Here is a 20,781-nt window from a genome sequence, read left to right on the forward strand (position 1 = left end):
TGCCTAGGGACGAGAGCGTAACTCCCGCGGTTCCACCCTAGTTGATGGGGCTGATCCAATTGCGTGACCTCCATAATATATAGTGTTATCGTCTAACGCTATGTAGTCGGGTCAGACACTTTTGGCCAGCCTCATCCACTTTTAGAGAAAAGCAACTCCGGACTGCCGTTTCGTTGACCGTCTTCACCGGGCTTCCACCGTCCCCGGCTCGCTAAAAGAAGAGAGGGATCAACTACTATCGATCCTTCATCGTTACTAACATATTCATATTTTTAGTATTTATCATACAAAAGGAAAACATAATAGTCAATGTCGTTCCGTTTATTTTTATCACTTGCCGCAATTTACTTTATTGCGGTGAACCGTAAGCCTCATCGCTTTATCTGCAGCAGCTCCTGAGGCTAAAATAACCCCGATCACAATCAGTACAAAACCGAATATTTGCGCTAAATGAATCATTTCGTCTAAAAATAAATAAGACGCTAGTAATGAAAAGAACGGCGATAAATTAATAAAGATGGCTGATTCCGCCGCCCCAATTCGATGAATCGCCTTATTGTAAATCATATGACCAAGACCAGTGGCAAATATAGCGGAAGCAAAAAATACAAGCCACGCTGTTAATTCACCTTGTGTTAATGTCGATAACCCTTGAGGCTCGCTGAACAGGCTGATGAAAAATAAAACAACGGAACCGGACAAAAGCATCCAACCCGTTAACAGCCGCGTGTCAACAGCATGCGCCATTTTTTTAATTAAAATAAAGCTAATCCCTTGCGATAATACAGATAAAAAAATGGATAAATCGCCAAAGGAAATGCCGCCGATCGCCGTTGAACCGTGCAAAACGATAAAAACAACGCCGATAAATCCGAAAAAAATACCGCTGAATTTTAACAGGCTAAATCGATCTCCTAAAAACAACATTGCCAACACCGCGGTGATCAGAGGAGAAAGACCTAAAATGATGCCGGCATTCGAAGCGGTTGTTTTCGTTAACCCGATTGCTAAAAAGAAATGATGACCAACAACATTGAATAGACTTGCCGCAAAAATCGCCCCCATTTCTTTTTTTGTTAAATTCCTCATTCCTTTTGTCGCCAACAAAACAAGAAAAACAACTAACGAAGCTGTAAAAATGCGGAGAGCTGTAATTGTTATTGGCGCAAAAGCATTTACTAATATTTTAACGGCAACAACATTTCCTCCCCAAATAACCATCACGAATATAAGAGCAATATATGTTGATAGTTTCGACATCGCTTCAACCTCTTTCGATATCATTATCACTAATGTAAGTCAAGGAAGCTTTCGTGCAGCACATAAGCAAAAAATAAAAGGGAAGAAGCCATAGTATCAAAATTATAGCTTCTTCCCTTTTTTGTCAACCGATTACTGTCTTATGCCAACTCCTGCTGCTTCGTTTCTTTGCCTAAAACAAGGACAGCCAATGCACCGATAAAAATCGCTATGCAAAAAATCGCAAAAATCGTTGTCATCGAAGTCTTTTGCGCAACAAGGTAGCCGACGAGCAGCGGACCAAGAATGCCGCCGATTCGTCCAAATGCCGCCGCCATTCCCGCACCCGTACCGCGAATGGACGTCGGGTATTGTTCAGGGGTATACGCATACAGCGCACCCCAAGCTCCTAAGTTGAAAAATGATAAAAGAATTCCAAATATCATTAACAGACTGGCTGATTCAGCATTGCCAAAGAAATAAGCACTAAGGGCTGTTCCCATTAAATAAGTAATAAGAACAAATTTTCTGCCCATGCGCTCAATGAGCCATGCTGCGCTAAAATATCCCGGCAATTGCGCAAGCGTCATAATGAGTACGTATTCAAAGCTTTTAATTAAGCTGAATCCTTTCATGACCATCACGCTTGGCAGCCATAAAAACATTCCGTAATAAGAGAAGACAACGCAAAACCAAAGAATCCAAAGCATCGCCGTTTGTTTGGCATAAGCGGAAGACCAAACTTTGATGATATTTCCAAGGGCTGTTCCTTCTTTCTTAGCGCTTGTAAACCGCGGAGAGTCAGGCAAATTCCAGCGAAGGTAAAGAGCGTAAAAGGCCGGAAGCGCTCCTAAAATCAGCGCCGTTTCCCAGCCGTACTTTGGAATGACAAAATAAGAAATCAACGCTGCTAACAGCCAGCCGCCTGCCCAGAAGCTTTCAAGCAAAACAACCACCTTGCCGCGCTCTTTCGCCGGGACGCTTTCCGATACAAGCGTTGAGGCAACCGGCAGTTCTCCGCCTAACCCTGCGCCAATCAAAAAGCGCAAAATTAAAAAAACGGTTAATGTCGTTGTAAATGCGGATAATCCGCTGCCAACCGAAAAAAGCAAAAGCGTAATAATAAAGACATTTTTCCGCCCGATGCGGTCAGCAAGAAGACCAAAAACAAGCGCACCAACGGCCATGCCGATGGAATTTACACTGCCGATCCAGCCCATTTGCTCGACCGTCAAATTCCAATCCTTTTGCAATGCAGCAATGATAAAGGAGAGCATCCCTACATCCATCGCATCAAACAACCAGCCAAGACCGGCAATTCCTAACAATTTTCGTTTTGAAATCATCTGCTGTTGACTCATGACAACCCCCTTAATTTACAGATGTAAAGATTTTTCTTTACACTATTATATGTGCATAGGCAACAGAAAGCAAAGAAAAAAGAGGCCGACCTAAAACGTCGTCCTCCATAACTACCAAGCGTGCAATGTTGAGTAATCAATATGTTGGAGACAGACATTTATCGGTCATCCCTCTTATTCTTCAAATATTTTTTTAATGGTATACCCTAATAAATCTTTTACCGTCTCAAACGCGAAAGGAACGTTCAGCCGCTCCGTCCATTTATGGGCATCGCGTCCCAAGGGACCGATGTTTAATACAGGCACATTCAACTTCTTAAGGGCATCAAGCGGCAGGTCATAGCCCCGATTCCACATAGGCATATTGTCTGTAAGCAATTGCAAGGAAGAAAGCGGCTGCTGCAAGCCAACATAGCTTAAATCAGAAATTCCGCCGAAATAATGCTGCTGAAGCAATGAAACGCCTTGCTTCTTTTCAGCATATTCTTGCAGCTGTCCGACAATCCGTTGAATCATTGGGTCATCGCTTGAGTTCACTGCCGGATAATAAGGCGGAGCAAAAAATAAAACAATCATTGGCGCTAAATCTTTGCAAAGAATCACTAATTGATCAACTAATTCAATCGTCAGCTCCCGATCGTCTTTATTGCTTTCATTCTTTAGAACGCCTTTTTCTATCTGTTCCACTTTCTCAAGTCCAAACATTTCGACTGCCTTGCCTCTTAATTCGGCAAATGTAAATACATTTATTGAAAGGGATTGCGGCGTTGATCGCTCCAGCTGTGCAAAGCGAACAGCTTGATGATAATAACGCTCCTCAATAAGCTTTGCTGAACGTTTTGCCAACTCAAGCAAAGATGAGATTACTTCGTTCATTGATTTTTTCTGCAAAAATAAATTAAATAATGTGACAGCACGATGCGGAATTTGCACGGAATATTCTTCTTTTAAATCGAGCTGAATTAAATTGGTCGGTGGCGGACTCACTTCTCCACTAAACACTTCGCAAAAATCGGTATTTAATTCCAGCTCATTTATAATTTGCGCAGCCATGAAGTTTCCGTTTAATCCCGCTAAAGGCTCTCCAACATGTGTTTCCTTGCCGTAACAATAGAACCCCGGCAGTACCTTTCCAATGGAGCCCGTGTATACATAATTCGTTTGATCGCCCGGATAGCGGGGAAACATTGGCTCAGAATTTAAGACAAGCTTGTAATTTAACTTGTATTTTTCGGCCATTTCCAGTAAAACAGGAACAGCAGCACGCATGCCGGCCGAGTTTACTTCTTCGTCCGGCACGGTTAAAAGCAGCAAGTTGCCGTTAAACTTGCCTGAGCATGCCTGCTCAATAAGCGACATATGTAAGACAAGCCCGCATTTCATATCCATGACGCCCCGCCCGAATAGCCATTCGTCTGTTTCTAAATCAGCCTGCACCGCTTTTGGAATACTTTCTTTATTTTCATAAAAACGTTTCGTTAATTCCTCGGGAGAGAAAGCAATCTCTTTCCACGTTCCATAATCTTGAACATCGACAACGTCAAAATGGCTGATAAGAACGATCGTATCACGAATTTCTTCGCTTTTTTTCACAAGCGCAGTTACAAAATAACGGCCATCGCCAGTTGGATTTAGCTGCAAATGTTCTTTATTTTCCCGGAAATAATCAAGTGTACTTAATTGCTCAACGATATATTGCGGCAAAAGCACTTCCGCCTGCGATCCGCTTACACTTGGACATTGCACGAATTGACAAAGCAGCTGCTTCAACTGTTGCGTCGTTTGCCATTTCATCTTCTTCCCCCGCTTTTTCTTAAAGACTCTCTGATTATTTTACCAATTATTAAAATAGAAAAACAGCAGCACACATCATGTACACTGCTGCTGCTATAAGTTCCATTTTGCTATATTGAAAAGCACCTGGCTGTTTGCCGCAAACGTAATCAAACGGTTCTCCCGATAAGGAAAGATTCTTGCAGTAAATACTTCTTCACCGTCATTAATAAAGACTTCAATGGAAGAAGTATCTAAGAAAATGTGTAATGAATGTAGTTTTTCAAGATAACATTGTCTTTTTTCCGTCAATTGGTTAACAAAACTTTTGCGTTCAAGTGTAAAGATTCGTTCATGACTATCATAAATTAAACGCGCTACATTTCGAATATTCATTTCAAATATCCCTTTTGATTGACGAATTTGCCCGATTTTCAGTTCAGCAACATCCCCGCAGATCCCTTCGAGTGCAATCTCTTCGTTGACGATTGTGACATCAGAATACATCACTTCATCTTTCCGCAATTGCTGCAATTCTTCAACGGGCTTTTGATAGAGCTTTCCGTCCATCAGCTTGAGTTCCCGCGGCAACGTTAAAGCATGAATCCATTTATGCGCAATCGTTGGATGTTTGTCCTCGTCTTGATCAGGCACACCCATCCAGGCAATTAATAAACGCCGTCCTTTCGCATCAAGCGTTGTTTGCGGTGCATAAAATTCAAAACCGCGGTCCAGCTCGGTAAATGGACCATGAACAAATTCAGCCGTTTCATAATTCAAGCGGCCGACAAAATATCCGGATTGATAGACGTTATTATACAGCATTCCTTCCGCTTTCAAGCCTTGGGGACAAACCATTAGCACATCCTGTCCATCCAATTCAAACAGATCGGGACATTCCCACATATAGCCAAAATACCCTAATTGCTTAGAATTTCCTCCAGTAATCGCTCCAAGATGCTCCCAATCGATTAAATTTTTCGAGCGAAATAATACGGCTTGGCCGTCTAAACTTTCACTTTGTGCACCGACAATCATGTACCAGCAATCATCTTTTTTCCATACTTTCGGATCGCGAAAATGCGCTGTATATCCGCCGGGAAGTTCAACGACAACGCCTTTTTTCGTAAAATCAACACCATTTTCCGAGACGGCCATACATTGATAGGTTTGGCGATTTCCGCTCTCGTCCTTTACGTTGCCAGTATAAAAAAGTGTTAACACCCCGTCGTTATCAACCGCACTTCCTGAATAACACCCGTTTTTTTCAAACCATTCACTTGGCGCAAGGGCAATTTTTTCATGCTTCCAGTTTACTAAATCAGAAGATGTATAATGTCCCCAAAACTTTGCGCCATGTCCTGTTTTAAAAGGCATCCATTGATAAAATACGTGATACGTTCCATTCCAATGGATAAAGCCGTTCGGGTCATTCATTAAGCCAACGGGTGGCATTAAATGATATTTTAACCGGTAATAATCGCTTTCCACTGTTTCCTTATGCTTATCAATTTCCGCGTAAGCTTGCTCAATAAGTTGACGCTCTCTTTCTGATACCATTGACCTCAACCTTTTCTTAAAATCTCCTTTACTTGTTCGAGTGTCGGCAATGCGGCCATCGCGCCTTTTGTCGATGCGGCTAACGCACCCGACACGCTTGCAAAGCGGGCGATTTGCTCTGCTTCTTGCAAGGACAAAGCGGTGAGCTCTCCGGCATATTCATTCATGCAATACAACACTCCAGAGACGAACGCATCGCCTGCTCCCGTTGTATCAACCGCTTCTACTTTTAAAGCCGGCACATGAACAGAGCCTTCATTTGTAAAGACATAGCTTCCTTCTGCTCCCAATGTCACGAAAATCAACGGAATGCTGTACGGCGCTAAAGCTTTGATTCCGTTTTCAATTTCCTTTTCACCTGTAATAAACTTCAGCTCTTCTTCCGATATTTTTAAAATATCCGCCTCCGCAAGCATCGAGATGATGGTTTCCCGCGCTTGCTGCTCACTTTCCCACAGTCCAAGCCGAAGATTAGGGTCATAGGAAACGAACATACCATGTTCTTTGGCGAGGGCAACGGCTTTTTTCGTTGCGCTTTTGGCCGGTTCACTAATCAACGAAATCGAACCGAAGTGCAGAATTTTATTCTCGGAGAATAAAGATTCTTCCAGCTCGTCCTCGCGTAAAAAACGGTCGGCGCTCGGATTGATATAAAAATCAAAACTGCGCTCTCCATTCTCCGCCAGTGTTACAAACACAACTCCTGTACGAGCTTCATCTGTAAGCAACATATGAGATGTATTAACGCCGTATTGATTCAACGTCTCTTTTAAAAATTTCCCTAATACGTCATTGCCAACTTTTCCAAGAAACGTTGATTTCGCCCCCAGCCTTGCGACACCGACCGCTACATTCGCCGGAGCGCCGCCAGGGCTTTTTTGATAAGCAAGATTGTTAGCATCGAGCGGAATAAAATCAATTAACGCTTCTCCTAAACTAATAACTCCCTTTTTCACACTCATCACTCCTTGATAAAATATCGGGGCTGACCCATAAATGTCTAACCTCACACGCATTCTACAATATATATTTAACCTTTGTTATGCCTATATATTGTGTCGAAGGTTCTGACACTTGGCTTTCGGGTCAGCCTCGAATCACTTTTATTTGATTATAGTGGATGATTCTTCCTCTTTGAATCCTAGCAGAAGCGTTGTGATAAATGCTGTTCCGACAGCGATGGCAAAGCCGATTAAATAGTTCATTAAGTTTTGCATCCCTTCTGGTGCAACGATTGCAATCATCGGTATACCTGTTAAGCCGTATGCGTTCGCCACGACATTAGTGAAGACGACATACGCACCGCCTAACGCCCCACCAATTGCCGCCCCGATAAACGGTTTACGGTATTTTAAATTCACACCGAAAATGACGGGCTCTGTGATTCCTAAAAATGCAGACAAAGCAGATGGAAGAGCAACCTCTTTCGTTTTCGCGCGTTTTGCTTTTAAAAATACAGCTAAGCCGGCACCGCCTTGCGCTACGTTTGCCATCGACCAAATCGGCAATAAATAGTTTACACCCAATTTTGCTAACAGCCCTGCTTCAATTGCATGGAAGCTATGGTGTACACCGGTAATAACAATCATGGAGTACAGTCCGCCGAAAATGAGGCCGGCTAACGCGCCGCCGTTGTCATAAATAAAATTCAACACCGTTGTAATGCCATCGCCGAGTGCATTTCCTAACGGTCCAATGACTAAAATCGTAACAAAACCTGTCAAAATAACTGTAACAAACGGAGTAACTAATAAGTCAATCGCATGCGGTACTACCTTTCGCAATCCTTTTTCAATTTTGCTCATGACGTAAACGGCAAGCAAAACAGGAATAACCGTTCCTTGATAACCAATCATTGCGACTTTAAACCCAAGAAAATCTAAATATTCCGGTTTTGCCTCCGCTAATCCCCAAGGGTTTAAAAGAGCCGGATGTGTCATAATTCCGCCGATAACAGCCCCTAAAAATGGATTGCCGCCAAATTCTTTTGCCGCGCTGTAACCGATTAAAATCGGTAAAATAATGAACGCTGCACTTGAGAACATATCTAATAAAACAACCCATGCGCTATCCGGGGCCACCCACTTAAAAACTTTCATCATTCCTAACAGTCCCATTAACAAACCGCTGGCGACAATCGCTGGAATGATCGGTACGAAAATATTAGACAAAGTTTTCGCAAAACGGACGACAGGGTTCATTTTTTGTTTAACTGCCTCTTGGTGTGCGTCAGCGCTTACATTTTGCAGCCCCGTTTCTTTTACAAACGCTTCATACACTTTATTGACAACACCGGTACCGAAAATAATTTGGTACTGTCCGGAGCTGGCAAACGCTCCTTTAACGCCTTCAAGATTTTCAATCGCTTTTTGCTCTGCCTTTTTCTCATCTTTCAAAACAAGACGCAAGCGGGTCGCACAATGCGCTGCACTCACAATATTGTCGCGTCCGCCTAAAAGCGGGATGAGCTGTTTAGCAACCTCACTGTAATTCATTTTCTTAACTCCTCTCTTTCATTGGTATTGTATGTACGCGTACATGGAAGAAAACAAAAAAGACCTAAAATATACAAAGGAATCTTAAAGACAGATACGTCTGCCTTTCCCTTCGTACATTTTAGGTCTTGCCTGCATGACCAGTAACAATCCCAACATATTATTTTTTATTAATACGCTTTCATAATAATCGATTCGACATCTCGCGTCAACACTAATTTTTCTCCTTAAGCCGTTGAATATGCAACGTGATATAGGCAAGCTCCGAATCAGGAAACTCCAGGTTATACTCCTGTTTCGCATATTGTGCTATTTTGGCAGCGCATTTAAATTCTTTTTGATATTTTGTTTTGATAAGCTCCAGCATTTCCGAATCCATTGAATGAAACATTTCATTGTTTTCAATCCGATTAATAGCAAATCGTAAATGAGTGAGAAGCCGTTGATAAGAAATACTTTCTTCGTCAATTTTTATATGAAGTTCCCGTTCAATAATTTCAATCATTTCACGAATGAGAGTCGTTTGCTGCAATGTTTTATTCATACTGACAGCGTCCATTTTTGCCGTATGAATATGAAGTGCGATATGCCCTGCTTCATCATCAGGAATATCGACACCTAACCGTTCCTTAATTAACTGTTTCGCCCATAAACCAATTTGATATTCTTTCTTATACAACACTTTAATTTCGTTCAACAATTTATTTTGAATCCGGTATCCTTGCTGCAGCCGCTCAATCGCAAACGATAAATGGTCCGTAAGCGCAATATGAATATGATTGTTTAAAGGAGCTTTCAGTTCTCCTTCCGCATAACTAATAATCTCTTCAGCAATTTGAATATGCTCTTCCGGCAGCGTTCGCAGCAATTCTTGAAACTTTTCGTTTTCCTCTTCCATGACGAAAATTTTTTCAATTTTTGCGCTTGGAATAATGTCGTTTTTCCGCTTTTGAAAGGCAATTCCGGCACCCATAACAATCTTCTCCTGCCCATTATCCAGCACAACGACAGCATTATTGTTTAAAATTTTATGGATTCTAAATGCCATAACTCTTCTCCTCGACTTATTGTTGGCTATTCTACATTATAATGATAAGGTGCACAAAGCAACAATAAATAAAGTGTCAGAGACCTTACTCCCACGATATATAATACAGTACATTATGTTTAATAAGCGCATGAGATATTGGGCTGTAAAGTCAGACACTTATAAGTTAAGCTTCTCATTCGATTACTTCACTTGAATATTAAGCAGGATTGTTTCACCTTTCACTGCGTTTATCTCCTTCGTTTTATTCATTTCCGCCACAAGTTCACCGTTTGTAATGACGATTGGCGTGATCGTGCTTTTCGCTTTTTGTTTCACAAGTTCTAAATCAAGGGTGATTAATCTTTGTCCCGCCTTTACCTTTTCTCCCGGCTGAACGTGACTTTCAAATCCTTCACCGTTCATCGTGACTGTTTCTAAACCAATATGAATTAAAATTTCCAAACCTGCCTCTGAGCGTAAACCAACTGCATGCTTTGTATGGAATAGCTGTACAATTTCACCATTCACAGGAGCAACAACCTCTCCTTCAGCCGGTTCAACCGCAATTCCGTCTCCCATCATTAATTGCGAAAATACAGGATCAGGAACGTCTTCCATTTTAATAATTTTCCCTGTTAACGGAGAAAACACGGCCTCTGTCTGTTTCTTTTCCTTTTTACCGAATAATTTTCCTAACATGTTACCAACCTCCTCATTCTATTTTTATAAAAAATTTCCAATTAGACAAAAAAGACCTAAAGCGATAATTGCCGTCATCGCCTTAGGTCTTGCCTGCATGACCAGTAACAATCCCTCGTGATTAATTTTTTATTTTAGATTAAATGGAAATTCTTGATTTGTCAAACGGACAAAAGCTATTGAGAGATTTTATTTTTCTATCGCTGCTTTCGCACTTTCATGACAATATTTACCCACCAATTTAATTTCAATATGCGATGCAATGATTATTTTATCAACCCTTTTTCTTTAGCGATCTGTTTAAATTTTTCCGTTTCTTCTTTTACATATTTTGTGAAGTCCTCAGAGTTTAAATAATCAGGTTGAACAAGGATAGATTTCATTTTTTCTTGATAAGCTGAATCGTTTAACATTTTCTCAATGGCACTTTCCCACTTCTTCACTACATAATCCGGAATGCCAGCCGGTGCAGAAACCCCATACCATTGCGTAACTGTAATACCTTTAACACCCTGTTCCTCCATGGTAGGAACATCAGGGAAGTATGGACTTCTTTGAGGCGATGCGATTCCTAGTATTTTCAATTTTCCTGCTTTCACTAAGTTCGCTACCTCACTGACCCCTTGAACACCAAGTACGATATGACCACCAGCTACCTTTGGAAGTGCGTCACCAGAGCCATTGGTCGTAACTAGCTTCGCTTTGGAAAAATCGGCTCCGATACTATCCATCCACTGGATTACGCCAAACGTTGCAATCGCTGTTGTACCGTTACTAGCAAATGTTAACTTATCCGGATTTTTCTTTACCCATTCATTAAATTCTTTTAAATCTTTCCACGGAGCATCAGCTTTTACGACATACGCCAGCGGGTCGACCGCAAGTCTTGCGATAAACCGCAAATCTTCCATTTTAAATGGCAGGTTTGGGTTCCCTGCAAATGATGCTGATACAGCCGAAACACTTTGAGTCAATATGGAGTATCCATCTTTTGACCCCTTCTTCAGAACTTCAAGAGTCCCGGTCGCACCACCTGCTCCCGTTTTGTTTACAACATTTATTGGCTGCCCCCACTCTTTACTTAAATACTCACTCATTGCTCTTGCATTAAGATCGGTTCCTCCCCCAGCAGCAAAAGGTACAGTAATTTCAATTGGTTTTGTCGGATATTTTGGCTCCTCTTTCTTTGCGGTGGAATTTGTTCCTGTTGAACAACCAACCATCACAGCTCCTAACAATACAAGACTAGCCAGCATCCCTGCTACTTTTCTCCTCATCATTGATTACCCCCTTAGTTTATTTTTATAAAATTTATAAAACGCTGATTTTTTAACCAGCGATATCTACTTCAGAACCAACAGCTTCTTTCGCCCGCAATTTCGTACGCCGAATCAATATTAAAGAAACAAACAGAAGGATGGCAGAAGCTATAAGAATGGATAATGAAATCGGTCGTTCGATGAAAATCCAAAAATTACCCCCAGACATTGACAACGATTGAACGAACGACTGCTCTAACATCGGCCCCAAAATATAGCACAAAACAAGGGGAACTACAGGCCACCGGAATTTATGGAAAATATATCCCAAAATTCCGAATACTAATGCTACAAATACGTCCAGCAAATTGTTCCGAACCGTATATGACCCGATAAAGCAAAGAACTAAAATAACCGGACCTATTACACCGAAAGGAATTTGAGTTAATCTGGCCCAAATCCCTACCAAAGGCAAATTTAATACTAGCAGCATAATATTACCAATAAACATACTTGCAATTACAGTCCAGACAAAGCTTCCATTCTGTTCAAACAAAACCGGTCCCGGGGCCAGCCCGTAAATCATCAGTCCTGCAAGCAAAATGGCCAACGGCGGGGAACTTGGAATCCCTAGAGCAAACAAAGGTATGAATCCTGCGGAACTCGTGGCATTATTGGCAGATTCAGGTGCCGCAACTCCTTCAATTGCTCCTTGGCCAAATTTTTCAGGAGTTTTTGACAATTTCTTTTCCAAATCATAAGCCAGAAATGTTGAAACGGCTGTTGAACATCCTGGCAAAAGTCCCAATAGAAAACCAACGAGACCACCCCGGAATATCGATTTCGAACTTTTTCGTAAATCTGAAATACTCGGGTAAACGCTTCCAATTTTTCCGATGGAAATAGCATCCTGTTTCTCTTCCATCCCTTTTAATACTTCAGTGATGGCAAATAAACCAATAATAATGCTAATCATGTCAAAGCCGGCACTTAACTCGTCAATGCCAAAATTAAAGCGTATTTGCCCCGATGGACCCATACCTACCATTGCAAGCAAGTATCCGAAAACTCCCATCATCAATCCCTTAAGAATCGAGTTACCCGCTAAGCTTACAATGACAGTGAGCGCCAATGTCATTAGCGCAAAGTATTCAGGAGGGCCGAATTTCAAAGCTTGATCGGCAAGGAGCGGCGCAAAGAAAACAAGTCCAATTACTCCCATTACGCCTGCTACAAAAGAAGCAATCGCCGCGATGCCAAGTGCTGCTCCTCCCCTCCCTTGTTTAGCTAACGGGTATCCATCCAGACAGGTTGGAACAGACGAAACTTCACCGGGAATGTTAAGCAAAATGGCAGTAGTGGAACCCCCATACATAGCACCGTAGTAAATTCCCGCTAACATAATGATCCCCTGTGTCGGACCAAGCACCGTCGTTAATGGGAGCAAAATAGCAATAGCGGAAGTAGGCCCTAGTCCCGGCAACATACCAACTAATGTTCCTACGAGTGCACCTATTAATGCTGCCAGCAAATTCATAGGTGTAAACGCTTCCACAAAACCAGAGAGAAGCATACTAACTGCTTCCATTCACAATTCACCCCCCGCGTTTATATACCTAAAATCCCAGTCGGGAAAGGTATCGAAAGCCACAAAATAAATAACACGTAAAGAAGCACTGTCAGCACAACAGCAAAAACAACAGATTTATAGAAACTGTAAGAACCAAGAACCTTAAACAAAAACATCGAAATGACAAGCGTGCTGATTAAATAACCTAAAATTTGCAGCAAAATCCAATATGCGAATAACAGACCGATCGTGAGAAGAATTTTTATCATTGTTTTGCGGTCAGCAAACTCAACAGTAAATCGCTCTCCCTTTACAAAAAACATTAAGAATCCGAGAAAAATCATGACCCCGCCAATCAATCCCGGCATTGTGTGGTCTCCCACAAATAAATCAATTCGATTCGGATACAAACGTACTGCTTCTGCTATTGCCACTATCCCGAAAATAATACTTATAAATCCCCCAATCCGGTCAGACCACATATTTTTCGATAACATAGTCTCCCCCTTTACCAGCTAGTATTAAGATATTATTATTTGATTTTTATCAATGTTCTGATAATTTATAACATGCTACACTAATTTCTTCAACCGTCGGCAAATCTCGTCTGTAACCTCACGGGTAGTCGCTTTTCCGCCAATATCCGGCGTCTTGATACCGTCCGCTGTGACATCCTCGACGATCTTCAATAATACGCTCCCTAACTCCTCTTCCCCAAAATGATCAAGCATCATCTTGGCAGTCCAAATTTGTCCGATCGGATTGGCTATGCCTTTACCATAAATGTCCGGAGCGGAACCGTGTACGGGTTCAAACATTGACGGATACTTCCCATTTAAATTGATGTTGGCAGCCGGTGCAATGCCAATGCTCCCCATGATCGCCCCACCTAGATCAGTAAGAATATCGCCAAACAGGTTGCTGGCAACAATCACATCAAACATGTGCGGCCGTGTGACAAAAAACGCAGCCATCGCATCAATATGGTACGAAGCTGTCTCAACTTCCGGATAATCCTGTTTCACTTCAGCAAATACTTCGTCCCAAAACGGCATCGTGTGGAAGATCCCGTTCGATTTAGTGGCGCTCGTCACATGCTTCCGCCGTTTTTTGGACAACTCAAACGCATACCGCATAGCCCGTTCCGTTCCTTTACGGGTAAACACTGCGTTCTGGATCGCGATCTCATCGCTTCCTCGATAAATCCGGCCGCCAACCTCACTGTATTCCCCCTCGCTGTTCTCCCGCACCACAATCAGGTCGAAGTCGTTCGGATTGGCCAGCGGTGACTGCAGCCCTCGGAAATATTTGGCCGGGCGAATGTTAATTACCTGTTCAAATTCGCGTCGAATTTTCAACAGTAGTCCCCAGAGCGAAATATGATCAGGCACTAAATGCGGGTTGCCGATCGCTCCCAAAAAAATAGCATCAAATCCCTGCAAAATCTGCAATCCGTCATCCGGCATCATTTTCCCGTGTTCGACGTAATAATCGCAACCCCAGGGAAACTCCACGAACTTAAATTTCAGACCGCCATGCACCTCCGCAATTGTCCGCAACACGTCCAACGCAGCTGGTACTACTTCTTTGCCGATCCCATCTCCCGGAATGACGGCCAGTTCAAACTGTTTCATACCGATTCCCCCTCTGTTTTTCCACGTTCCCCTTGCAAAACTTGTTGTAAATGCAGCAGATCATTATGGATGTGTTCCGCCATTGCCTTCGCTGCGCGCTCTGCATCACGTTCCTTGATCAATTGGAATACATGTTGATGCTCCCGCAGGATTTGTCTTTCCCGTCCTTCGCCTTGAAAATTAATTGCGCGATAGTAATAGGTGAGCGACCGGAGCTCCTGCAACTGTTTTTGCAGGCGGCGATTTTGGCTAAACTGAACAATCAGATCATGAAAATGAACATTGAGTGCAATTACTGTATCATCTTTCCCTTGTTTTTCAATTTGTGCCTGCGTCTGCTCAAGAACTTTTTCAATCTCTTTTAGCTCTTCGTTGCTTGCCTGTTGTGCAGCTAGTCTAGCAGCTAATGATTCCAGTACCATGCGACACTGGTAAATTTCCTCTACATCCTTCATGGTCGGCTGATAAACCGTGATCCGAGACTTATCATCTACCGTTAGCAATCCTTCTTTCTCCAGTGCCCTCACCGCCTCGCGTACCGGGCTGCGACTCACGTTGAACTCCCGCGCCAACTTCGCTTCGTAAATGCGCTCTCCTGGACGAAACACCCCTTGAAAAATCATTTGGCGCAATGAATGATATATTTGGTCGTAAAAAGGGGGGGATTTCTCCACCATAAACTAATCCAACTCCATCCTCTTCACTTGTTCATGTCGTCTGTCGACAGATTTGGTTTGCTAAAATTGTATTATATGCCCCCGTTTTTCGTCAATAACTTTATCACAAATTTGTCACAAATATCCTAACCAAGACTACGAAATTTATGCTGCCGCCCATACATATGAGAAAAACAGTGTTTCCAGTAAATCAAAGCCCGACTTGCGAAAATCGTATTTCGTACTTAATACTTCAAGGGGCATCACGTAATTATCTAGTTAAACGACTTGCTCATAAGTATTGCAAAAAGGAGCGGATAGCGTATGAACAAAAAGCATATCCAATCCCCAATCAACTTCCTCTACAATGACTCCATTCACAAACACCGGTATAACCGCTACAATAGAAAACAAACGAAATTTTCATTTGTTCCTTTCCACAAATACTACCTTACAGAACGAGGGAAGAAGATGACGTATCACAATGATCCATTCAAAGGGAATTTTGATAGTTTGGAAGAATTCGCCGATCGAATTAGTGATTTGTTACAATGCCCGATTACGATTGAGGACGCAAACCATCGCCTCATTGCCTACAGCGCCCATGACGACTATACAGATCCGGCGCGCACTGCAACGATCATTAGCCGCCGTGTTCCGGAAAAAGTGATTAATAGTCTCTGGAAACAAGGAGTTATTCAAACATTATTAAGCAGCAAAGAGCCGGTACGCGTTGAGACCATCTCAGACGTAGGCCTTGGCAACCGCGTAGCCGTATCGATTTGGAAAAATGATGAAGTCATCGGCTTTATTTGGGCGCTTGAAACCGACCGCAGCCTATCAAAAGACGATATGGAATTATTAAAACAAGCGGCAAAAACGGCAAAAAATAAAGTATTGCAGCTTTATATGCGAAAAAATAAAAAAGAAGAGCGGGTGCAGGAATTTTTTTGGAAGCTGTTGACCGGACATATTACCGCCAATGAAGAGATTAAAGAAAATTTTGCGATGATGCAGATTCCAACCGCTCCGTTATTTTCCGTACTCATCTTCCGGTTTGCGAATGAGATTACAAATGAGATGGAGAAACAAATTTCTTACGTTTTGCAAACGACGCAGCAAATCCAAGTGCTCCTTCACACGATTGACCGTCACGACTTTATTTTACTAGCCGCTCCTAAATCGACGGCTCAGCCTATCCATGAATTCAATCAATTTATGGCGTCATTCGCTACAAAAATGAATGAACGATTTCATGTCAATAGTATCAAAAGCAGCTTTGGCGGCGTTTATGAAACATATGAACATATTGAAAAAAGTTACAAAGAAGCTTTAGCCGTGTTAACAATCAAAGAAAAATTCCCAACGGAAACGGCCGCTATTTACAGCTACCAACAATTAGGAATATACCAGTTTTTTGATTTGCTTTTAGAAAAAAAACGACAAGGCGAGCTTATCAATTCTTCGCTTCACAAATTACAAGCATATGATGAAAAACATCATACGAATTTAGTTGAAACATTTGAAGTGTTTTTTGACCACGACAGCAATGTGAACGAAACAGCAAAAGCGTTAAACATTCATACAAACACGCTCTCTTATCGCTTAAAACGCATCGCGGAAATTGGCGAGATTGATTTAAAAGATATTAATCAAAAATTAAAACTATACATTGACATTAAACTTTCCAAATATGAAGCGCTGCATTAATTTTGTGGAAATCCACAAAAATAGGCCGCTTCTTTTTTTCTTATAAACAAAGAAAAAATCGTGTAAACGGTTTATACTGCAAGTAAAGACCTATATGAGGGAGGAACTCAACCAATGATTATTGGTGTACCAAAAGAAATAAAAAATAATGAAAATCGTGTAGCCATCACTCCTGCTGGAGTTATGTCATTTGTAAATGCTGGTCATAAAGTCATTATCGAAAAAGACGCAGGAATTGGAAGCGGTTTCACTAATGAAGACTACATGAATGCAGGCGCAGAAATTATTGAAAATGCTGCTGATGTATGGGCTCAAGCAGACATGGTTATGAAAGTAAAAGAGCCTTTAGCAAGCGAATATCAATATTTCCGTCCAGGTTTAATTTTATTCACATACCTACACCTTGCTGCTGAACCTGAATTAGCAAAAGCATTAAAAGAAAAAGGCGTTATCGCCATTGCTTACGAAACAGTACAAGTAGGCCGCACACTTCCGCTTCTTACACCAATGAGCGAAGTAGCTGGCCGCATGGCAGCGCAAATCGGTGCACAATTCCTTGAAAAACCAAAAGGCGGCAAAGGTATTCTTCTTGGCGGTGTTCCAGGCGTCAGCCGCGGTAAAGTAACGATCATCGGCGGCGGTGTTGTTGGAACAAACGCAGCGAAAGTGGCAATCGGCTTAGGTGCTGATGTAACAATCATCGACTTAAGCGCCGATCGTCTTCGCGAGTTAGACGATATTTTCGGCAATCAAATTAACACATTAATGTCTAACCCAATGAACATTGCGCAAGCAGTAGCGGAATCTGACCTTGTTATCGGTGCCGTATTAATCCCGGGTGCAAAAGCTCCAAAGCTTGTAACAGAAGAAATGGTTAAAGCAATGAAGCCAGGCTCTGTCATTGTTGACGTTGCCATTGACCAAGGCGGTATCGTCGAAACAAGCGATCACGTCACAACTCACGACAACCCAACATATGTTAAACATGGCGTTGTTCACTACGCAGTGGCAAACATGCCTGGCGCTGTGCCAAGAACATCAACCATCGCATTAACAAACGTAACCATTCCATATGCGTTGCAAATCGCGAACAAAGGAGTTCATAAAGCGATTGCAGAAAATCCAGCACTTAAATTGGGCGTAAACGTAGCAAACGGTGAAATCACATACGAAGCTGTTGCCCGCGATCTTGGCTATGAATATGTGCCGGTTGAAACAGCATTAGAAAAAGAACTAGCTACGAACTAAGCTGCTTTCAAAAGACTTGTTGGCCAAGGCAAACAACAGACAAAAATAAAATTTTCTCCCCAAGGAACTTTAGGATATATATTTTCAAAGCCGATACGGAACTGACCAATTAGTGTCTGACCTTACGCATAATCTATAAATATATAGTACTATATATTTATGGTTGTCGGGTCCGACACTTTGCCGTTAGGTCAGTCTCTGTATTCGGCTTTTTTTCCAACTAAAACAAAGGGGCAGATCAATTATGACGTTTACTCATCATCGCGATACATGGGTGGAAATTCATTTAGACGCCATTGAGCATAATGTGAAGCAATTTAAAGAAAAGCTAAATACAAATTGCCGCTTTATGGCGGTTGTTAAAGCAGACGGATACGGCCATGGAGCAGTGGAAGTAGCTCAGGCGGCCATTAAGGGGGGAGCTGATTATTTAGGAGTTGCTTTTTTAGACGAGGCATTGCAGCTGCGAAAGGCCTGCATAACCTCCCCGATTTTAATTCTCGGCTATACCGCTCCCCAGTACGTCGAAGCAGCAATTACACACGACATTACAATGACGTTGTTTTCGGAAGAAGTACTCGATTCGATTATTCAACAGGCAGCGAATTTAGGCAAACAAGCAAAAGTCCATTTGAAAGTGGATACGGGGATGGGCAGAATTGGTGTACAAACAAAAGAAGAAGCATTAAAACTTGCCGAGAAAGCGTTATCATCTGATCAGATTATCCTTGAAGGCATTTTTACGCACTTTGCTGATGCTGATAATCCTGATCCATCTTATACAAACCAACAATTTGCTAATTTTATGGAAGTGATTTGCTACTTACGTGAACATGGTATTGAAATCCCGATGAAACATTGCTGTAATAGTGCAGCAACGATGAGCTTCCCAGAGTTCCATCTTGATATGGTTCGTGTCGGCATCAGTCTTTACGGCTTGCTTCCGTCGCCAGATATCAAGCATCAATCGTTCGCTCTTAAACAAGCGTTAACTTTCAAAACAAAAATTGCCGCATTAAAACGAGTGGAAAGCGGACAGGCCATTAGCTATGGATGCACATACAAAACAGAACGTGAAGCCATCATCGCGACGATTCCTGTCGGTTATGCTGACGGATTATCACGTTTATTATCCAATCGCGGAACAATGACGGTCCGAAATACAAAAGTGCCAATTGTCGGCAGAGTATGCATGGATCAAACAATGCTTGATGTATCAGCCATTCCGGAAGTCAAAGTCGGCGATGAAGTAACGATTTTTGCCGACCAGCAAATCGATGAAGTGGCAAAACTTATGGGCACGATTAATTACGAAGTTGTTTGTTTAATCGGCAAACGCGTGCCGCGCATCTACCGGTATCAAAATGAAATCGGTAAAATTACGAACCCGCTTTTTGAATCTCATTGACAGCGAAAGATAAACATTTTTGATAGAATATATAGGCAGACGTTTTTCACAGGAGGGAGCTTTTATGACGATGTACAAAGCGTTAACCATCGCTGGCTCCGACAGCAGCGGCGGCGCGGGAATCCAAGCGGATTTAAAAACATTTCAAGAGCGCGGCGTTTACGGCATGACCGCATTAACAACAATTGTCGCAATGGATCCGCACAACAATTGGTTTCATCAAGTATTTCCGATTGACTTGAAAACGATAGAGGCACAGCTTGAAACAATTATCGTCGGTGTCGGCATCCACGCGATGAAAACAGGTATGCTTCCAACGACTGACATTATTGAGCTGGCGGCAAGAACGATTGAAAAGCATCAGCTGACAAATGTCGTTGTTGACCCTGTCATGGTATGTAAAGGCGCCGATGAAGCACTGCATCCGGAAAATACGGTATGTTATCGCGAAGTGCTTGTGCCAAAAGCAACAGTCGTGACACCAAACTTATTTGAAGCAGCTCAATTAAGCGGACAAGCGCCAATTAAAACGATTGAAGAAATGAAAGAAGCGGCGGCAAAAATTCACGAGCTTGGGGCAAAATACGTTCTTGTTAAAGGCGGTAACAAAATTCCGCATGAAAAAGCAGTCGACGTTTTGTATGACGGTAAAACGTTTGAAATTTTAGAATCGGACCGCATTGACACGACACATACTCACGGCGCCGGCTGCACCTATTCCGCAGCAATCACTGCCGAATTAGCAAAAGGAAAATCGGTAAAAGAAGCGATTGTTACAGCGAAGGCGTTTATTACTGAAGCGATTCGCTATTCATTCCCGTTAAATCAATATGTCGGACCTACCAATCATGCAGCATACCGCCTATACAAAGAGAATAAAGAATTACTAACGAATAATTAACCGAAAAATAGGCTGACTCAAGCGAAGTGTCCCCCCCACAATCATAATCATAGTATATATATTGTGGATAAGGTTAGACACTTCTGGGTCAGCCCCTTTTCGTTTTGTCACAATTCGATAAAAACAATTTCGTTCATGCTTCGAATTATCTTGTTTAACTGTCTATAAAATTTTAATAATTAAGAATATTTTTTTAAAAAAACAACAATGTTTAGTTAAATATATAAATTTTTAAACT

The 20,781-nt window shown here is 42.0% G+C and carries 17 protein-coding genes; 4 read left to right on the forward strand and 13 right to left on the reverse strand.

The genetic code is table 11. From position 1 onward, the window contains the following. Nucleotides 1-330: 330 nt before the first annotated feature. The 13 genes from B0I26_RS07340 to B0I26_RS07400 all read right to left on the reverse strand — a co-directional run bounded on the left by B0I26_RS07340 (nt 331) and on the right by B0I26_RS07400 (nt 15,297). A complete protein-coding gene (locus B0I26_RS07340) occupies nt 331-1,260 on the reverse strand; it encodes a DMT family transporter (protein ID WP_111644803.1) in 930 nt (309 codons plus the stop codon). Nucleotides 1,261-1,400: 140 nt separating this feature from the next. Next, a complete protein-coding gene (locus B0I26_RS07345) occupies nt 1,401-2,600 on the reverse strand; it encodes an MFS transporter (RefSeq protein WP_111644804.1) in 1,200 nt (399 codons plus the stop codon). 174 nt (nt 2,601-2,774) lie between these two features. Continuing rightward, on the reverse strand, nt 2,775-4,394 hold the full coding sequence (locus B0I26_RS07350; RefSeq protein ID WP_111644805.1) for a M20/M25/M40 family metallo-hydrolase: 1,620 nt from the start codon (nt 4,392-4,394) through the stop codon (nt 2,775-2,777). A gap of 93 nt (nt 4,395-4,487) precedes the next feature. Further along, a complete protein-coding gene (locus B0I26_RS07355) occupies nt 4,488-5,933 on the reverse strand; it encodes a sucrose-6-phosphate hydrolase (RefSeq protein WP_111644806.1) in 1,446 nt (481 codons plus the stop codon). A gap of 5 nt (nt 5,934-5,938) precedes the next feature. Then, complete coding sequence (locus tag B0I26_RS07360) at nt 5,939-6,895, reverse strand: aminoimidazole riboside kinase (protein ID WP_111644807.1); 957 nt, start codon at nt 6,893-6,895, stop codon at nt 5,939-5,941. Nucleotides 6,896-7,036: 141 nt separating this feature from the next. Beyond that, nucleotides 7,037-8,428, reverse strand: a complete 1,392-nt coding sequence (locus B0I26_RS07365; protein ID WP_111644808.1) for a sucrose-specific PTS transporter subunit IIBC — start codon at nt 8,426-8,428, stop codon at nt 7,037-7,039. 214 nt (nt 8,429-8,642) lie between these two features. Beyond that, nucleotides 8,643-9,476 (reverse strand): BglG family transcription antiterminator LicT, encoded by an 834-nt coding sequence (gene licT, locus B0I26_RS07370; RefSeq protein WP_111644809.1) that lies wholly within the window; start codon nt 9,474-9,476, stop codon nt 8,643-8,645. Nucleotides 9,477-9,659: 183 nt separating this feature from the next. Further along, nucleotides 9,660-10,157, reverse strand: coding sequence for a PTS sugar transporter subunit IIA (locus B0I26_RS07375; RefSeq protein ID WP_111644810.1), 498 nt, complete (start codon nt 10,155-10,157; stop codon nt 9,660-9,662). A gap of 266 nt (nt 10,158-10,423) precedes the next feature. Continuing rightward, nucleotides 10,424-11,437, reverse strand: a complete 1,014-nt coding sequence (locus B0I26_RS07380) for a tripartite tricarboxylate transporter substrate binding protein (RefSeq protein ID WP_111644811.1) — start codon at nt 11,435-11,437, stop codon at nt 10,424-10,426. Between the two features lie 49 nt (nt 11,438-11,486). Next, nucleotides 11,487-13,004 (reverse strand): tripartite tricarboxylate transporter permease, encoded by a 1,518-nt coding sequence (locus B0I26_RS07385; RefSeq protein WP_111644812.1) that lies wholly within the window; start codon nt 13,002-13,004, stop codon nt 11,487-11,489. A 20-nt stretch (nt 13,005-13,024) separates the two neighbouring features. Beyond that, nucleotides 13,025-13,483, reverse strand: a complete 459-nt coding sequence (locus B0I26_RS07390; protein ID WP_111644813.1) for a tripartite tricarboxylate transporter TctB family protein — start codon at nt 13,481-13,483, stop codon at nt 13,025-13,027. Nucleotides 13,484-13,558: 75 nt separating this feature from the next. Continuing rightward, a complete protein-coding gene (locus B0I26_RS07395) occupies nt 13,559-14,620 on the reverse strand; it encodes a tartrate dehydrogenase (RefSeq protein WP_111644814.1) in 1,062 nt (353 codons plus the stop codon). Next, nucleotides 14,617-15,297, reverse strand: coding sequence for a GntR family transcriptional regulator (locus tag B0I26_RS07400; RefSeq protein ID WP_181502778.1), 681 nt, complete (start codon nt 15,295-15,297; stop codon nt 14,617-14,619). Before B0I26_RS07400 ends, B0I26_RS07395 begins: the two co-directional genes overlap by 4 nt. Before the next feature lie 450 nt (nt 15,298-15,747). Here B0I26_RS07400 and B0I26_RS07405 point away from each other — a divergent pair, with 450 nt between their 5' ends. The 4 genes from B0I26_RS07405 (at nt 15,748) to pdxK (ending at nt 20,543) form a co-directional block, all read left to right on the forward strand. After that, nucleotides 15,748-16,986 (forward strand): PucR family transcriptional regulator, encoded by a 1,239-nt coding sequence (locus tag B0I26_RS07405; protein WP_111644815.1) that lies wholly within the window; start codon nt 15,748-15,750, stop codon nt 16,984-16,986. A gap of 114 nt (nt 16,987-17,100) precedes the next feature. Then, complete coding sequence (gene ald / locus B0I26_RS07410; protein ID WP_111644816.1) at nt 17,101-18,234, forward strand: alanine dehydrogenase; 1,134 nt, start codon at nt 17,101-17,103, stop codon at nt 18,232-18,234. 244 nt (nt 18,235-18,478) lie between these two features. Further along, nucleotides 18,479-19,642, forward strand: coding sequence for an alanine racemase (gene alr / locus B0I26_RS07415; RefSeq protein ID WP_111644817.1), 1,164 nt, complete (start codon nt 18,479-18,481; stop codon nt 19,640-19,642). A gap of 64 nt (nt 19,643-19,706) precedes the next feature. After that, on the forward strand, nt 19,707-20,543 hold the full coding sequence (pdxK, locus tag B0I26_RS07420; protein ID WP_111644818.1) for a pyridoxine/pyridoxal/pyridoxamine kinase: 837 nt from the start codon (nt 19,707-19,709) through the stop codon (nt 20,541-20,543). Nucleotides 20,544-20,781: the final 238 nt, after the last annotated feature.

It is taken from the genome of Paranoxybacillus vitaminiphilus (genome assembly GCF_003259935.1).
Classification (GTDB): domain Bacteria; phylum Bacillota; class Bacilli; order Bacillales; family Anoxybacillaceae; genus Paranoxybacillus; species Paranoxybacillus vitaminiphilus.

Excerpts from the sequence above, each read along its gene's own strand:
- B0I26_RS07360 (WP_111644807.1), bottom strand. The coding sequence starts at position 6,895 with ATGAGTGTGAAAAAGGGAGTTATTAGTTTAGGAGAAGCGTTAATTGAT.
- B0I26_RS07390 (WP_111644813.1), bottom strand. The coding sequence starts at position 13,483 with ATGTTATCGAAAAATATGTGGTCTGACCGGATTGGGGGATTTATAAGT.
- B0I26_RS07405 (WP_111644815.1), top strand. The coding sequence starts at position 15,748 with ATGACGTATCACAATGATCCATTCAAAGGGAATTTTGATAGTTTGGAA.
- B0I26_RS07395 (WP_111644814.1), bottom strand. The coding sequence starts at position 14,620 with ATGAAACAGTTTGAACTGGCCGTCATTCCGGGAGATGGGATCGGCAAA.
- pdxK (WP_111644818.1), top strand. The coding sequence starts at position 19,707 with ATGACGATGTACAAAGCGTTAACCATCGCTGGCTCCGACAGCAGCGGC.
- licT (WP_111644809.1), bottom strand. The coding sequence starts at position 9,476 with ATGGCATTTAGAATCCATAAAATTTTAAACAATAATGCTGTCGTTGTG.
- B0I26_RS07345 (WP_111644804.1), bottom strand. The coding sequence starts at position 2,600 with ATGAGTCAACAGCAGATGATTTCAAAACGAAAATTGTTAGGAATTGCC.
- B0I26_RS07365 (WP_111644808.1), bottom strand. The coding sequence starts at position 8,428 with ATGAATTACAGTGAGGTTGCTAAACAGCTCATCCCGCTTTTAGGCGGA.
- alr (WP_111644817.1), top strand. The coding sequence starts at position 18,479 with ATGACGTTTACTCATCATCGCGATACATGGGTGGAAATTCATTTAGAC.
- B0I26_RS07385 (WP_111644812.1), bottom strand. The coding sequence starts at position 13,004 with ATGGAAGCAGTTAGTATGCTTCTCTCTGGTTTTGTGGAAGCGTTTACA.
- B0I26_RS07350 (WP_111644805.1), bottom strand. The coding sequence starts at position 4,394 with ATGAAATGGCAAACGACGCAACAGTTGAAGCAGCTGCTTTGTCAATTC.
- ald (WP_111644816.1), top strand. The coding sequence starts at position 17,101 with ATGATTATTGGTGTACCAAAAGAAATAAAAAATAATGAAAATCGTGTA.
- B0I26_RS07400 (WP_181502778.1), bottom strand. The coding sequence starts at position 15,297 with ATGGTGGAGAAATCCCCCCCTTTTTACGACCAAATATATCATTCATTG.
- B0I26_RS07380 (WP_111644811.1), bottom strand. The coding sequence starts at position 11,437 with ATGATGAGGAGAAAAGTAGCAGGGATGCTGGCTAGTCTTGTATTGTTA.
- B0I26_RS07375 (WP_111644810.1), bottom strand. The coding sequence starts at position 10,157 with ATGTTAGGAAAATTATTCGGTAAAAAGGAAAAGAAACAGACAGAGGCC.
- B0I26_RS07340 (WP_111644803.1), bottom strand. The coding sequence starts at position 1,260 with ATGTCGAAACTATCAACATATATTGCTCTTATATTCGTGATGGTTATT.
- B0I26_RS07355 (WP_111644806.1), bottom strand. The coding sequence starts at position 5,933 with ATGGTATCAGAAAGAGAGCGTCAACTTATTGAGCAAGCTTACGCGGAA.